11 protein-coding genes and 1 tRNA gene are annotated in these 15,284 nt (G+C 37.3%); 9 read left to right on the forward strand and 3 right to left on the reverse strand.

The genetic code is table 11. The features are described from left to right. The first annotated feature begins 24 nt into the window (after window positions 1-24). From ON15_RS05430 to ON15_RS05460, 7 genes are all read left to right on the forward strand, one after another. Window positions 25-1,137 (forward strand): glycosyltransferase, encoded by a 1,113-nt coding sequence (locus ON15_RS05430; protein WP_010580470.1) that lies wholly within the window; start codon window positions 25-27, stop codon window positions 1,135-1,137. Window positions 1,138-1,260: 123 nt separating this feature from the next. Next, entirely contained in the window at window positions 1,261-1,968 is a 708-nt protein-coding gene (locus ON15_RS05435; RefSeq protein ID WP_010580471.1) for a DUF554 domain-containing protein, read from the forward strand. A 148-nt stretch (window positions 1,969-2,116) separates the two neighbouring features. Beyond that, a complete protein-coding gene (locus ON15_RS05440; protein WP_010580472.1) occupies window positions 2,117-2,560 on the forward strand; it encodes an Hsp20/alpha crystallin family protein in 444 nt (147 codons plus the stop codon). A 279-nt stretch (window positions 2,561-2,839) separates the two neighbouring features. Beyond that, window positions 2,840-3,454 (forward strand): TetR/AcrR family transcriptional regulator, encoded by a 615-nt coding sequence (locus ON15_RS05445; RefSeq protein ID WP_010580473.1) that lies wholly within the window; start codon window positions 2,840-2,842, stop codon window positions 3,452-3,454. 22 nt (window positions 3,455-3,476) lie between these two features. Beyond that, window positions 3,477-5,204 (forward strand): ABC transporter ATP-binding protein, encoded by a 1,728-nt coding sequence (locus ON15_RS05450; RefSeq protein ID WP_010580474.1) that lies wholly within the window; start codon window positions 3,477-3,479, stop codon window positions 5,202-5,204. After that, a complete protein-coding gene (locus ON15_RS05455; protein ID WP_010580475.1) occupies window positions 5,205-7,049 on the forward strand; it encodes an ABC transporter ATP-binding protein in 1,845 nt (614 codons plus the stop codon). A gap of 148 nt (window positions 7,050-7,197) precedes the next feature. Then, a tRNA-Ala gene (locus tag ON15_RS05460) sits at window positions 7,198-7,270 on the forward strand. A gap of 343 nt (window positions 7,271-7,613) precedes the next feature. On the opposite strand, the gene ON15_RS05465 is transcribed toward ON15_RS05460, so the two are convergent. Then, window positions 7,614-7,925, reverse strand: a complete 312-nt coding sequence (locus tag ON15_RS05465) for a hypothetical protein (protein ID WP_010580476.1) — start codon at window positions 7,923-7,925, stop codon at window positions 7,614-7,616. Between the two features lie 947 nt (window positions 7,926-8,872). Here ON15_RS05465 and ON15_RS05470 point away from each other — a divergent pair. Beyond that, window positions 8,873-9,217 (forward strand): hypothetical protein, encoded by a 345-nt coding sequence (locus tag ON15_RS05470; protein ID WP_010580477.1) that lies wholly within the window; start codon window positions 8,873-8,875, stop codon window positions 9,215-9,217. A 161-nt stretch (window positions 9,218-9,378) separates the two neighbouring features. Further along, window positions 9,379-11,133: a thiamine pyrophosphate-dependent enzyme gene (locus ON15_RS05475; RefSeq protein WP_010580478.1), complete on the forward strand. Its 1,755-nt coding sequence runs from the start codon at window positions 9,379-9,381 to the stop codon at window positions 11,131-11,133. Window positions 11,134-11,164: 31 nt separating this feature from the next. On the opposite strand, the gene ON15_RS05480 is transcribed toward ON15_RS05475, so the two are convergent. Together ON15_RS05480 and ON15_RS05485 are read right to left on the reverse strand one after the other, a co-directional pair. Continuing rightward, window positions 11,165-13,780 (reverse strand): AAA family ATPase, encoded by a 2,616-nt coding sequence (locus ON15_RS05480; RefSeq protein WP_010580479.1) that lies wholly within the window; start codon window positions 13,778-13,780, stop codon window positions 11,165-11,167. Beyond that, complete coding sequence (locus ON15_RS05485; protein WP_010580480.1) at window positions 13,771-14,889, reverse strand: metallophosphoesterase family protein; 1,119 nt, start codon at window positions 14,887-14,889, stop codon at window positions 13,771-13,773. The genes ON15_RS05480 and ON15_RS05485 overlap by 10 nt, the downstream gene beginning before the upstream one ends. Window positions 14,890-15,284: the final 395 nt, after the last annotated feature.

Genomic DNA, 15,284 nt, shown 5'->3' on the forward strand with positions numbered 1-15,284 from the left:
AATTTTTTAAGGAGGAATTTAAGAATGAAAATTACTTTGATTACACAATTTTTGGAAGGTCATGGTGGAACCGAACGCGTAATTTCTGAATTAATCAACCATGATTTGAAAAATACTTACCAAGTCCTTGTCCCAGCTAGTGGTAAACCCGACTGGCTGCAATGGATTCAACGTTCAACAAACTATATAGTTAAAATTTGTCAGCAAAAGTCACCAGCAAGCCAAGTTAACTTTATTACCAATAATATCCGGAGTTTTAAACCTGAGATAGTTTTAGGACTTGAAGGAAAAGCTAATCGTTTAGCCTTTAAAATCCGCCAAAAATTTGCTTTAAATTATAAAATTATCTCGTGGGGACATACTTCAATTTTGGAAACCAATTACTTCGCTAAACAAGATCTAACCTTTTCAGACTACCATTTAGCTATTAGCTCTGGTATCCAGCATCAGCTAATCCAGCTAGGTGTCGATCCAGCAAAGATTTTTTTAATCTACAATCCAATTAATGTCAAAAATTCAAAGCCAATTCCAGTACCACAAGATCCAGTTTTTCGGCCAATCTTTATTGGTCGAATCCTGTTAGATGGTCAAAAAAATTTGCGAATGCTCTTAGAAACTTTAAAACGATTAAAGTTTCCATGGCAAATCGATATTTTCGGCCAAGGCGTCGATTTGCCAGCTGCTAAAGAGTTAGCCATCAAACTAGGAATTAATAAAAAAATCATTTGGCATGGATGGGTTCCAGATCCCTGGCAAGCTATTAACCAAGCTGATTGTTTATTGCTTTGTTCAAAATATGAAGGCTTTCCGATGGTGGTCGTTGAAGCACTTTCTCGTGGCTTGCCAGTAATTTCCACTGATTGTCCAACTGGCCCGCGCGATCTTATTGATCAATCGAATGGTATCTTAACCCCAATGAATGATCAACTTGCTTTTGCCAAAGCTTGTCAAATCCTTTACCAGCAACGCAACCAAATTCAACGTCAAAAGATTCAAGCTTCAATCAAAAAATTCGATATTAAGCATTACATTAAACAGTTACAGAATATTTATCAATTTGTTGCTGCAGCTCCGACTAAAGTCACTTTGCAACTAACAAAAGAAACAGACAATGATCCGACCGCAACCACTTACTGAATTTCCAATGAGTTGTTTAACTAATTTTTCTAAGAAAAAAGCCCTTTAAACTTAAATTAATTAATTTTTTCTTCCAAATAGATGCTAAAATAAATTTAAATCAGATTTAAGCGGGGGAAGTAAATGTTTACTGGAATTGGAACTTTAGCGAATACTGGATCGGTGATTTTAGGCGGTGCCGTTGGCTATCTTTTTCAACGAATTTTAACCAAGAAAATGCAGACCACCTTAATGCAAGCTTTAGGAACTGCCGTTATTTTTATTGGCATTGCCGGTGCTCTCAGTAAAATCCTCGTCATCAAGCAGGAGACAATTAGTACACAAGGCTTGATGATGGCTGCTGTTTCACTTGCATTAGGGGCTTTTTTAGGGGAATTGCTCAAGATTGAAGAACAATTTAAATCTTTGGGTAATTGGCTACGCATCAGCGATGATTCTCATTTCATTGAAGGATTCGTAGCGGCCACTTTGACAACTTGTGTCGGTGCAATGGCCATAATTGGTCCTTTACAAGATGCTCTGTTGCATGATCCGACAATGCTGTTTACTAAATCTATTTTAGACGGAGTGATTGTTGCACTTTACACTTCAGCACTTGGAATCGGAGCAGCTTTTAGCGCTTTACCAATTTTCATTTTTGAAGGCAGCATTACCCTTTTAGCTACTTTGATTTCACCTTATTTAACAACAGCTATGACTAACGGGCTATCACTAGTCGGTTCAATGCTGATTTTTTGTATTGGCTTAAATTTATTGCTTGATTGTAAGATCAAAGTAGCTAATCTGCTACCGTCTTTAGTAGTCGTTTTAGTCTATGCCATTTTAGCTTAAGCTTAGGTCTTACGAGATTACGTTATAAAAACATTTATATTTTTAACTTATTAGCAATCGCAAAATTCGAGTGCTAAATATTTGCATTTATTTAGGAAATGTTTATTATGGAAGATGAAGCAAGGAATTAAAGAAAGGATGATTTTAGATGGCTAATGATTTAAACCGTTACAATGGATTTTTAGGAAACTTAGGCAGCTGGATGAATGATGATTTCTTTAAGGACTTTGGCAAAAATGTATTTAGTAAGTTACCAGTAAAATCCGATTTAAAAACTGATATCAAAGAAACCAAAGATGCCTATCAAGTAAAAATTGATATGCCAGGATTTGATAAAAAGAACATTCACGTCAACTATGATAATGATACTCTATCAATTGTCGGCAGTCGTGACAGCTTCAATGATGAAAGTGATAAAGAAGGCAACGTTGTATACAGTGAACGTTCTTATGGGCAGTTTGCTCGTCAGTATCATTTACCAGACGTTGATCGTAATAAAGTTTCGGCTAAGTACGATAATGGCGTATTAAGTCTGAATTTGCCAAAGCTGGAGGAAGTCGAAGACAGTTCAACTCATATTGAAATTGATTAATTCGGTTTTGATCAATTTTAAATAATTGTTTTCATTTGAAGCTTAAGTAATGTAATTTTAGTTCTGAGAATAGTTAATTTAACTGTTCTCAGAATTTTTTTGCTTTCCGACAGATTTTGAGAATACAGCGCTTATTTAGCAATTTTATTTATCCATAAAATCCCCTCTTAATTCAAGTAAAAGTTCAAAATTATTGACTTGCTAAAAAAATATTTTTAGCTTATAATGACATATTGTCACATGACAGATTGTCATATAAACTTTAGAAAGGAGTTTAAAATGCCCACAACAACTTTTTATCATTTAGATCCGCAAAAAAAACAGCGACTCTTTGAAGCGGCTCTGGCCGAATTTTCACAAAAAAGCTTTGCCGATTCAGCCATTAGCGAAATTATTCGCAGAGCCAAAATCCCGCGCGGCAGTTTCTATCAATACTTTGAAGATAAATTAGATTGTTATCTTTACTTTGTCAGCCAAATTCAAACTGAACGCAATCAAACTTTTTTAAAAGCCCTTAATGAATCAGATGGAAATTTGTTGTTAGCAACTAGAAAGTTTTATCAAATTAGTATCAATGAAATAATCAATGGTCCTTATGCTACTTATTTTCAGATCATGATTCAGGCTCATGATTTTCGCCTTCATCGCAGGTTGCCTCATGGTGGTCAGCAACAGCTAATTAATCAGCTCTATGAAAATACTAATTTGCAACTTTTAAAAGTTAATGGTATTGATCAATTTCGCTGTTTAATTGAAATGATCTTAAATATTTTTTTTCGATCGGTTGGCCGTTACTTTTATTGTCAACAAGCAGGTAACTTTCAACCAGTTGAAACAATCAAAAAGCAATGCCTGACAATGCTAAGCTGGTTGGAAAATGGCGTTGTAAAATAATTACAGAAATTGGAGTGAATTTATGTTCAATTTAGCACGTAAAAGATTATCCCCTTGGGCAGTTTTAAGTGCACTAATATTCATGATCATTCAAGTATTTTGTGATCTTAATTTACCAACCTTGACTTCAAATATGATCAACAAAGGTGTTATAACTGGCGATATTGATTATATTTGGCGGATCGGCGGCAAGATGCTTATCTTTGCATTATTTAGTCTGCTAGCTGCGAGTGGCAATGTCTTTTTTGCTTCGACACAAGCCCAAAAATTTGGCACCAAATTACGAGAAGAATTATTTACCAAAGTTTTAAGTTTTGGCAGTCATGAAATCGATCAATTTGGAGCCTCTTCTTTGATCACTCGGACAACTAATGATGTTTTACAAATCCAAAATGTCACGATTATGGCTTTGCGCATGATGATCCAGTCACCAACCATGTTAGTTGGTGCCGGAATCATGGCTTATTTAAACGAGCCAAGATTAACAACTGTTTTTTTAATTTCTTTACCGCTCCTAGCGCTGGCCGTCGGTTGTGTCATGTACTTTGCTGTCCCACTCTTTAAAAGTTTGCAACAAAAAACTGATCGGATTAATTTGGTCTTTCGTGAAGGTTTAACTGGTGTCCGCGTTATTCGAGCATTCAGACGTGACCAATTTGAACAAGACCGTTTTAAAGTTGCTAATAAATCGTATACTGATACCGCGATTAAGGCTTTTAGTTTAGTTTCAATCATGTTTCCAATCATGACCTTAGTCTTAAATGGTACTAATATTGGAATCATTTGGATCGGCGGTAAATTAATTTCAACGCGCTCAATGGAAGTTGGAAATCTAGTTTCTTTTATGAACTATGCTGCGATGATTCTTTTTAGTTTTATGATGCTTTCAATGGTTTTCGTTTTCATTCCACGTGCTCAAGCTGCTGCAAGTCGGATCCAAGATGTTTTGCAGACTCCTGATTCGGTCAAAGATCTAGCTGCTGCTGATCTGCAAACCCAAGCAACCCATGAACTTGCCTTCAAGCAGGTGAACTATCGCTATGATCACGCTGAAAAATTGGCACTTCAAAATATCAATTTTTCCTTAAAGTCTGGCCAGACCTTAGCGATTATTGGCGGTACTGGTTCAGGAAAATCAACGTTGGTCAACCTTTTACCGCGTTTATATGATATTGAAAAAGGCAAAATTACTTTAGACGGGACTAATATTGCTAAAATCACTCAAAATAGCCTGCATCGCGAAATTTCCTTTGTTCAGCAACGCGCCTTTCTATTCCACGGTACTATCAGGAGCAATTTAAAATATGGCAAGCCTGATGCAACTAATGATCAAATGTGGCACGCTTTAGAAATTGCTCAAGCCCAAGGCTTCGTGAGCGCATTGCCTGGCGGACTTGATGCACCAGTTGAACACGGTGGCGCAAACTTTTCTGGCGGTCAGCGTCAGCGGCTGGCAATCGCCCGAGCGGTTATTAAGCCGGCTGCTGTTTATGTTTTTGACGACTCATTTTCGGCACTTGACTTTAAAACTGATGCTCAGCTGCGACAAGCACTTAAAGCTGATTCGCAAATCAATCAGGGAATTGTCATTATCGTGGCCCAAAGGATTGCAACTGTTACCCAAGCGGATGAGATCTTAGTTCTTGATGGTGGTCAAGTCGTTGGCCAGGGTACCCATGAATACTTAAAAGCTACTAATTCGACTTATCAGGAAATTATGCATTCGCAGTTGCGAGAGGGGGAGATATAAATGCCAGGAAGAGGTCCAGCTGCTCATATTGGTCGACAAGTTGACAAATCAGAAAACTTTTGGAAAACCACCTGGCGTCTATGCAGATATATGGCGCCTTGGAAATGGCTTTTCCTAATGGTTTTGGTTTTTGCGATTGGTTCAACGATTTTTCAAATAATTACGCCTAAGATTTTAGGCCAAGCAACGACTACAATTTTTAATGGCGTTTTAAAAGGCTATCGTGAAATTAAACTTGGTCAACATCTCACTAAATTCCCAATTAACTTTACCAAAATTGGTCAAATTTTGATTTCTGTTGCGATTATGTACGCAATTTCTGCTGCGTTAGCCTTTTTCCAACAAATCATTATGGCAAATGTCTCACAAAAGATTGTTTATCGTCTGCGAGCTGATTTAAAGGCTAAACTTCAGCGCCTGCCAGTTAATTATTACGATTCACATTCTAACGGTGATATTATGTCACGGGCAGTCAATGATATGGATAATATTGCCGGAACTTTGCAGCAAAGTTTAGCCCAAATGGTAACCAGTGCTGTAACCTTTGTTGGCGTCTTAATCATGATGTTGACGATCAGTTGGCAACTAACATTAATTGCCTGCGTAACCGTTCCACTTGGTTTGGTAGTTGTTGCGATCATCGCTCCTCAATCACAGCGATTTTTTGCCCGTCAGCAAAAAAGTCTTGGCTTGCTAAATGATCAAGTAGAGGAAAGTTTTTCTGGACATGCAATTGTTAAGACTTTCAATCGCGAACAGCCTAGTATCAAACGTTTCAAAAAGCAAAATGACATTTATTACCGAGCTTCTTGGAAAGCCCAGATGATTTCTGGTTTGATTATGCCGATGATGAATTTCGTTAAAAATTTTGGTTATGTCCTAGTAGCAATTGCTGGGGGAATCAAAGTTGCTCACCGACAAATTACGTTAGGAAACGTCCAAGCATTTTTGCAGTATGTCAATCAGTTTACCCAACCGATCACCCAACTAGCGAACTTAGCAAATACGATTCAAGCTGCTGTTGCCTCTGGGGAACGGATTTTCGAAATTCTTGATGAACCGGAAATGAAAGAAACCCAAGTAGCAATCAACGACCAGCCTGCTAATGGCAGCAAAATCAAATTTGATCAAGTTGATTTTGGCTATTCTGCAGATAATATTTTGATCAAAAATATGAACTTGGACGTTAAATCTGGTGAAAAAGTCGCTATCGTCGGTCCGACCGGCGCTGGCAAGACAACGATGATCAATCTGCTAGAACGCTTTTACGACATTAACAGTGGTTCTTTAAAACTCAAAGGCCAAGACACTCGCAATTTAACGCGCGAAGAAGTTCGAAAACACTTTGCCATGGTTTTACAAGACACTTGGCTTTTCACTGGGACAATTTTCGATAATATTAAGTATGGCCGGGAGGATGCCAGTGAACAGGCTGTCTATCAAGCTGCTAAAGCTGCTCATGCCGATACTTTCATTCGCCAGCTGCCTGATGGTTACCAAACTGTTTTAAACGAAGATGCTTCTAATATTTCACAGGGACAACGGCAATTATTAACAATTGCCCGAGCATTTTTGGCCGATCCGGAAATTTTGATTTTGGATGAAGCTACCAGTTCTGTAGATACTCGAACTGAAATTTTGATTCAACAAGCTATGGACCGGCTTTTAAAGGGAAGAACCAGCTTTGTCGTTGCTCACCGCTTATCAACTGTCCGGGATGCTGATGAAATTTTAGTTATGAATCATGGCATGATCATTGAAACAGGTACCCATGATTCATTAATGAAGAAAAATGGCTTTTATGCTGACTTGTATAATAGTCAGTTTGCCGCTCCAATCAATTAACTTTAAATTTTGTTAAAATCAAAAAATCCTTTTCCAAAAATGAAACTGGAAAGGGATTTTTTAGTTTCAGCTCTTAATTACTCAACTACTTTTTATTAAATTCTCCATTTGAAATTTTCCTTTTTTTAAGTTATAATTTTATTGCATTGGGTTATTAGCTCAGTTGGGAGAGCGCCTGCTTCGCATGTAGGAGGTCGCCGGTTCAAGTCCGGCATGATCCATTAAATGAGTTTCAACTAATTGTAAATGTGTTTAAATTCCCAGCATTATGAGATTTATGTATTATGTGGTGTTTAACTAATTTCAATAAATCGTAAAAAAAGAGAATCAAAAATCTTCTGGCAGTGAGTGGCTGTTACTCAATTGAGTAGCAGTTTTTTTAATTTAGTATTTTAAAATTGTAAAGGCGTTAACTAAGTAGAATTATTTCAAAAATATGGGTCACTTTTACGGTAGAACTTTTTTAATTGTAAAATCAAGAAGTCCTCTATTCAGAGGACTTCTTGATTCCAACAATATATAGTTTAATTTCATGCCTACTTGCTTCTTCAATTTAAACTTAATTTATTCTTCCGGCGTCTTTTGATGTGCATCATTAGCAGCTTGCAAGTCATCCTGAATATCAGCAAATTTTACATCTGTTATTAAGTATGAATAATTAATATCCAGCTTTGATAGTTTGCCACTAAATGGTTGGCCATTCTGATGGTGAACCATAGCTAAGCTAAACTTTGGATCATAAGAAACAACGATCACATGGCCTTGACCACTAACGGTGTTACTACCATCAAGTGCTAATTCTTCTGAGCCAATATAAGCACCAAAATCAGGTTGATCAGCAACTATTAACTTTATCTCTCGAATTATTTTACTCATAAGTTCCCCACTAAGTTGACAAAAGCACTGCTTAAACAGTGCTTTCTAATTAAAACAGTTATACTAAATTGTTCCGACATTCTATCACAAAAAAACAAATCAAATTCTAACTCTTACCAGCACTATCCCTACCTCTATAGTGCTCTTACAGTTCCATGGCTGCGCCATCTTTGTAAAAGATCAGCAAATTTAACCCGATCTGCAAATTAAATAACGTTTAATATAGACATATTATACCACACTTATCTTGATAATAAAAATAAGCCCTGCACAACGCAAAGCTTATCTGTCTGTTTTAATTATTGTTTCAATATGAAATTCTAATATAAGTTGCCAATATTTTCAAACTATTTAACTCTTAATTAGCAATTTTTTTCAAATTATTGCGTTTATTCAAATTTATTCAATTTGTCTACTAAACAAAACCTATAACCATTATTTAGTTTCAGATTAGCAGCATTATCGATCAAGATTAAATTTAATTAGCTTTCAAAAATCACTTTAGCATTTTTAAAATTTTATTAACTAATCGATTGATTTTGACTCAAAGTGTTAAAATATTATCAAAATGAATTTTACGAAAGGAACTGGCAAATGATATTTAAGAAAAAATCAACTTGATGGTATCTTAGAAGATCGCGGCTTAGCTAAGCTTAATAACAACGAGCTATTTCAAGTCAAAAATATTCTAAGCGAACTTAATGATCAACAGTTACTCAAAAATAGCAAAAAAATTTTTTCTGGCAACTCGCCGACTGAAAAAGCCACTGCTAATTATTTAAGAGCAATCGTTGAACAAAATTGGGTAATCATGGCACAAAATGATCAAATCATCAAAGAATTAGCAACCAAAAAGTAATTTTTTATTTAAGCCATTATTCCTCCCATTTTTTCTTAACGATTATATGGTATCATTATTGCTAATAACGTACAAAGGGTGACAATACATGAACAATTCTGATTCAAGAACAAAATACCTACAAAATTATTACTATGAGCTGATTCAGCAAAAAGAAACTCTTAAAAAATCGCTATCAAGGTTCTGGTTCCTATTTTTAATTGCCGTTATCTTGATCGTGTTTTACCCCTTTATCAGCAAGTTTCATCTTCTGTTGGATCTGCTTTTAGTGCTTCTCTTTGGTTTTGTTTTTGCTTTGGCTTTTTATCGATTAGTTGTTTTGAATAAAATTGATTTAAAGCTAACACAAATTGAAGCAGAATTTTATTCTTTGACAGATCAACATCTGGAAAAACCAGCATCGGCTCGCAAAAAGAACCAAGCAAAAAAATAAGCACTTAATTCATATTCCGCCAATCAATTTTTGATTGGCTTTTTTATTTTTATATTTGTTACAAAAAAAATCACAGAAACTATTGTATTTCTAAAAAATACGTGTTAAAGTAACTGTTGTAATAAAAAAAGTAACATTAAATTTGAAATGGAGGATTTAATATGACAAAGATAAAAGCAGGCCAGGCATTAGCCAAAGTTCTAGTCGATTGGAAGATTGATCACCTTTATGGGATCACTGCTGATTCCATCAACAATACAGTTGATGGACTTTATCAAGAAAGAGAAAATCTTAAATATATTCAAGTTCGTCATGAAGAAATCGGAGCATTAGCCGCAGCTGCTGATGCTAAACTAACTGGAACAATCGGTGTTAGTTTTGGTTCAGCCGGCCCAGGAGCTGTTCATCTTCTAAATGGTCTTTACGACGCCAAGATGGATCATGTTCCTGTTTTAGCAATCGTCGGTCAATCAGCAACAGCGATAATGAATACCAACTTCTTCCAGGAAATGAATCAAGATCCGATTTTCGCCGATGTGGCAGAGTTCCACAAGCAGGTTACCAATGCTGAACAAATCCCTTATGTCGTCGATGAAGCTATCCGTTCAGCTTACGCAACTCATTCAGTTTCAGTTGTGATTATCCCTGACGACCTTTCAGGGCAAGAAATCGAATTTAACAATTTTAAGACCGCTTCCATCAAAGCTATTAAACAAGCAATTGCTCCGAAAGCTGAGGATCTTCACGCAGTTGAACAAGCTTTGAAAGCTGCCAAGCAGCCGATTCTTTGGGTTGGTAAAGGCGCCTTCAATGCTCGTCAAGAAGTCGTCGCCGTTGCTGAAAAATTCAGTTTGCCAGTTTTATCAACTGCGCCGGCAACTGGCGTGATGCCAACTGATCATCCAAGCTTCATGGGCTCTCGCGGTCGGTTAGGAACTAAACCAGCCTTTGAAGTCTCACAAGCTGCCGATCTGGTTCTCTTTGTTGGTACTAACTTCCCATTTGCCCGCTATTTGCCAGCAGATATTAAATTTGTCCAAGTCAACAACAATTTAGCTGATCTTGGCAAACAGCGTGACGCTGATTTGACAGTTTTGTCAGATGCTAAACTTTTCTTGCAGGCTTTGCTCAAATTAGATTATAGTGTTGCTCCAACGCCATTTCTAAAAGCAGCCCAAGCTGATAAGCATAACTGGGACAAATGGCTGCAAGCTCTTGCTCAAGATGATCATGCTGGTTTACGGGCAGAAAGTGTGATGGCAGCAATTAAAAAAAATGCTGCCGCTGATGCCGTCTTTGGTTTAGATGTCGGGAATAATACCGAATGGGCCATTCGCCAGCTGCCATTAAATCAACAACAACGTTTCAGCATGTCAGCTTGGTACGGGACAATGGGCTTCGGATTACCTGCTGGTTTGGCTGGTAAATTAAGTTTTCCTGATAAGCAGAATTGGACCATTTCCGGTGACGGTGGCTTCGCAATGGTTATGCCTGACCTGTTAACTGAGGTCAAGTATCAATTGCCAGTCATTAATATCGTCTTAGAAAATCAAGTCTTTGGTTTTATTCAGCACGAAAAATTATTGGCACATCAAGCACCTTATGGAATTGACTTGCAAGGTGCTGATTGGGCTAAAGCTGCTGAAGGTCTTGGTGCGATCGGTTTACGAGCAACCAACTTAGCTGAATTAAAAACAGCAATGCAAAAAATTAATCAGTTACAAGCTGCCGACAATCGGTTGCCAATCGTTCTTGCTGCCAAAATTAAGAATGTTGACCCAATTGATACTAGCTTTGTTCCAGTTGAACGGGCAATTTTTGGTGATCAAATGGTCGATCAATATCGTCAGCAATATGCTATAGCCGAGGATCAACAACCAGCTTTCAGTCAATTATTAGCAAAATTTAACGCCTAGATTTAATCAGCAAAAACAGCAGAACTGACAATCAGTTCTGCTGTTTTTGCCTGGGAATTCGACTTGGATAACAGGTCAGATAAATCAACTGACGATGCTGACCAAGTTCTTGCAATAGTTTCAAGCCACCCTGTAGTTTTGCTTGATCAAGATTGACAAATGGATCATCAAAAATAATCAATGGCTGTTGATTTGGATACATGGCATCAATCAATGCCATCCGCCGACAAATTCCAATCAGATCTTGGTAACCCTCACTTAAAAACTCGATTTCATGTCTGGTTCCCGCTTCTTTGGCAGTCATATTTAATTTTGAATCCAGTTGATATTCACGCTGATCATCGATTGCTAATAAAGCATGGTAATGATCAAAAGCTTGTTTCAGCGGCTGCATATAACGCGCTGAGAAATTATCTTTAGCTTTAGTTAAGTATTTATCAGTAGCTTTGACGATTTGATAACGCTTGGTTAATGTTTGCAGCTGAGCTTGCAATTGTTGCAGCTGATCTTCAAGCTGTTCCAGGCCTTCTAACTGTTGCTGTAGTTTTGTTTGCTGGTCCAACAAATCTTTGAAATGTTCATTTTCATCATTAAGTTGCTGCTGGTTAGCCTCAAATAATTCATTTAATGCTGCTAAAGATCTAGTTTGACTAACTTTTGTTAAAAGCGGTTGTGAAGATCTATTTTTTTGCTGAAAATCTTTAAGCTGAACTATTTGCTGCTGTAATGTTTGTTCAAGTTCTTGAATTTTAAGAACACTATCTCGCAAAGTCTGCAAGTCAATTTCTTGTGGCAAAGCAGCTTGAGTTAAGAAAGTTTGTTGCTGATTTTGGAGAGTTTGCAGTTCTTGCTGAGCTGCTTTTAATTTAATTGCTTGCTGCTTTAATCTACGAGCATGCTGCCAGTTGAAGCTTAGCGCTTGCAGGCAAGTTGGAATTTCGGCTGGCTCAGCAGGTCTCAAGTGATAAATGTCTAAAAAGTCTTTGATTTCTTGAAGTAACTGCTGGTTTTGAAAAATTACGGGATCCTGTTGCAAAGTTTGCTCTCGCTGTAAGAGTTTTTGATACTGTTGATATCTAACTTTAACTAATGGCAATTGCGTTGCAACTTCTGGCAACGGCCAATCAAACCGCAAGTACTGCAATTTTTTTTGCAAATTATCAGCGGCTCGTTGATTTAATTCCTGTAGTTGAACAAGTTGCGCTGACAAAGCATCAGTTTTCGGGTTGCCAGACTGTTTTGCTCGTTTTTTAACCTGCTGACTAAACCAGAATCCTCCCAAAGCTGCCAGCAATAAAAAAATCATTCCCATCACCAATTGCTGATTAGCTAGGCCGATGAATGCAAGTAAAATATTCCCCAGGGCAATCCACAATCCCCAATTAGTTGGTATTAACTGAGCAGACTGTTGCGGCTGAGCTGCCAAGATTGCTTGGATCTTTTGAATTTGATCTAAGCTAGTTTGATACTGTTGCCAATTTTTTCCAACTTGCTGCAATTGATCAGTCGATAATTGATGCTGGGCAAAATACTGCTGATCAGTTTGTAATTGCTGTTGCTCTTGCTGAGAAAGTTGCTGCTGAGCAAGTTGTTGCTGCTGCTGTTGCCAAATTTGATACTTCTGTTGATGATCAGTTAGTTGCTTTTCTGTCAGCTCATGAGCAGTAAACAATTCTTGCCAAGTTCGATAATCCGCCGCTTCTTGAGTTGAAAACTGTAACTGGCTAACCACTTGCTGTAAGACTTTAAGCCGATCGTGCCTAGTCTGAAGTTGCTGAATATCAGTCAGTTTTGGCACTCCTGCCGGAAATTGTTGCTTGATTTCGGCTAACTGCTGTTTAGTATTTGCTAATTGATCGTTAAGAGCTTGATATTTATTTTGGATCAGCTGTTGATCTTTAAGCTGACTCGCTTGGTGAATTTCTAGTTGAATAGCAGCTTGTTTCATTTGCAATTGCTGTTGAGTGTCCTTTTCTTTTTTTAATTCATCACGAATAACCGCCGCTTGCTGCAGCAAAGTCGGTTTATTTGCTAAGCGCGACTTAATCTCAGCAGTCTGGTTCAGCAACTGGTTAATCTTGCCAGTCTTACGTTTGGGCGTTAAATGATTCAAAACTTGTTTTAAATTATCTTTAACAAGCTGATAACTGTTGAGATCTGCCTGTTCATCAGCTAGATTGCCGATCTTAGCACTGATTCCTGGAGTAACATTCGTTTGACAGTTCTGTTGAGCAATATACAAAGTACGGGTAAAAGATTCACGATCAATTCCAAACAATTTTTCTCCCAACTGATTAGGAAAATCCGCTGATGGTAAATTGGTCAAAGCATCAACCAACGTCACCGTATCCTGACTTGGTTTGCTGCCAAAAGTTTTTTCCAGCCGATACTTTTTCCCTTGTTGCTCAAAAATTATTTGTCCACCATAAACGCCCTTTTGCCATGGAGCATAGCGTTTTCGTTCATTGTCAATTTTTTTTCGCTTATGTTCATTGATAAAACCATAAAACATCACTGTCAAAAAAGCTGTCAAAGTTGACTTGCCCCAGCCATTTTTCTCAAAAAAAACATTTAATCCCGGTTGAAAAGCTGCTTGAAAATCGTGCAAACGGCCAAAGTTTTCAATCTGGCAACTGATCAATCGCATTCTTCCAACTCCTCTCCGTTTAAAGCCCGTAAACCGCAGTGAATTATTTTTGCTCTTTGCTGTTCATCTAAGGTCTGATCCTGCTGCAATAAACGGACAAATTCACCCTTTAAAGAAATATCGTTCAAATATTGATGATAGTCGACAGCAATTTTGCTCTGATCAACAACTTTGACAAAATAATAATCCGCTTGCAGATCTTGCTGCAGTTGCAGCAAACTGTGCTCACTTGTTTCACTAATACTGCCAGTTAAAACAATTTTTAATAAATCACGTGCTGAGCAAGAACTTGACTGCAGTTGTTGTTGAATCTGCTTTTCAACCGCCATGGTCGTTTGACAATTTGTAATGTCAACCCCAATTTCAAACAAGCGGCGCTGAGCAAAAGGAACAAACTCCGATTGCCATTGATGTGTCTGCTCATTGATCGTTAATTCAACAAAACCATGTTCACCCAACTCATCAAAACCCCGACCCTCAAGACAGCCGGCATAGCAATATTTCCCCCTTGGTGGTAGTGAACCACTTTGATATTGATGCAGATGGCCTAAAGCCAGATAATCAATTGCCTGGTTTGCTAGCTGATTCAAAGCAATATTATCAGCTAAATTTCTGTTTTGATATTGCGAAATTTGACCATGCAAAACAACTAGATTAAAATCAGCTGTTTCTAGCTTAGGAGTTGTTAACGGCGGTTGAAACTGTGGATCGTTGATATTCAAACCAGACACCATTATTCGCCAATTATTCAAATTAGCTAATTCATAACTTTGCCATTTAGTTCCAAAGGTCAACAAATTATCCGGCAAATGATCGACCGCTTCCAAAAAGCTATCAGTTTCATGATTCCCAGGCAGATAATAAAATTTAATTTGAGAATGACTTTGAATTTCGTCAAGTACCAGATTTCGCGCAGTGGCGGAAATGATTGGCGTATCAAATAAATCCCCCGCAATAATCAAAGCTGCAACTCGCTTGTTTTGAGCATAATCAACCAAACGTTTAAAATTTCTCAATAATTCAGTTTTACGCTGGCGGGCAAGTTGCGGGGTTAAATGCGTCGTTAATCGCGAATCTAAATGCAGATCCGCACAGTGAATAATTTTCATCTTGCTCTCCTTTCCAATTTACCATCTTAATTTGATTGTACTACAAAATGGTCGACAACATTTTACGAGGTCCTCAAGTTTTTTATTTGAATATTCTTATCGCAAAATTAAAATTAAAGTTGATTTTTATAATTTAGCCGTTATAATATTAGTTATAATTTAATCATAATATTAATTGATTAAATAAAAGAGCTTTTAAGTTTGAAAATTAAGCTCTAACTTAAAAGTTCTTAATGACCAGAATTAATATAAGGTCAACGTAAAATCATAGGGGGAATTTTTATGAAGTTCAAACAGGTTGCAGCTTTAGCGGCCGCAGCATTAGTTAGTCTGACTTTTTTATCAGCTTGCGGCAGTAAAAAAGCTAACTCTACCAAGCAGGTTTTGCATTGGTC

The sequence above is a fragment of the Liquorilactobacillus vini DSM 20605 genome, assembly GCF_000255495.1.
Lineage (GTDB): Bacteria > Bacillota > Bacilli > Lactobacillales > Lactobacillaceae > Liquorilactobacillus > Liquorilactobacillus vini.

Excerpts from the sequence above, each read along its gene's own strand:
- ON15_RS05435 (WP_010580471.1), top strand. The coding sequence starts at position 1,261 with ATGTTTACTGGAATTGGAACTTTAGCGAATACTGGATCGGTGATTTTA.
- ON15_RS05445 (WP_010580473.1), top strand. The coding sequence starts at position 2,840 with ATGCCCACAACAACTTTTTATCATTTAGATCCGCAAAAAAAACAGCGA.
- ON15_RS05475 (WP_010580478.1), top strand. The coding sequence starts at position 9,379 with ATGACAAAGATAAAAGCAGGCCAGGCATTAGCCAAAGTTCTAGTCGAT.
- ON15_RS05455 (WP_010580475.1), top strand. The coding sequence starts at position 5,205 with ATGCCAGGAAGAGGTCCAGCTGCTCATATTGGTCGACAAGTTGACAAA.
- ON15_RS05450 (WP_010580474.1), top strand. The coding sequence starts at position 3,477 with ATGTTCAATTTAGCACGTAAAAGATTATCCCCTTGGGCAGTTTTAAGT.
- ON15_RS05440 (WP_010580472.1), top strand. The coding sequence starts at position 2,117 with ATGGCTAATGATTTAAACCGTTACAATGGATTTTTAGGAAACTTAGGC.
- ON15_RS05485 (WP_010580480.1), bottom strand. The coding sequence starts at position 14,889 with ATGAAAATTATTCACTGTGCGGATCTGCATTTAGATTCGCGATTAACG.
- ON15_RS05480 (WP_010580479.1), bottom strand. The coding sequence starts at position 13,780 with ATGCGATTGATCAGTTGCCAGATTGAAAACTTTGGCCGTTTGCACGAT.
- ON15_RS05465 (WP_010580476.1), bottom strand. The coding sequence starts at position 7,925 with ATGAGTAAAATAATTCGAGAGATAAAGTTAATAGTTGCTGATCAACCT.
- ON15_RS05430 (WP_010580470.1), top strand. The coding sequence starts at position 25 with ATGAAAATTACTTTGATTACACAATTTTTGGAAGGTCATGGTGGAACC.
- ON15_RS05470 (WP_010580477.1), top strand. The coding sequence starts at position 8,873 with ATGAACAATTCTGATTCAAGAACAAAATACCTACAAAATTATTACTAT.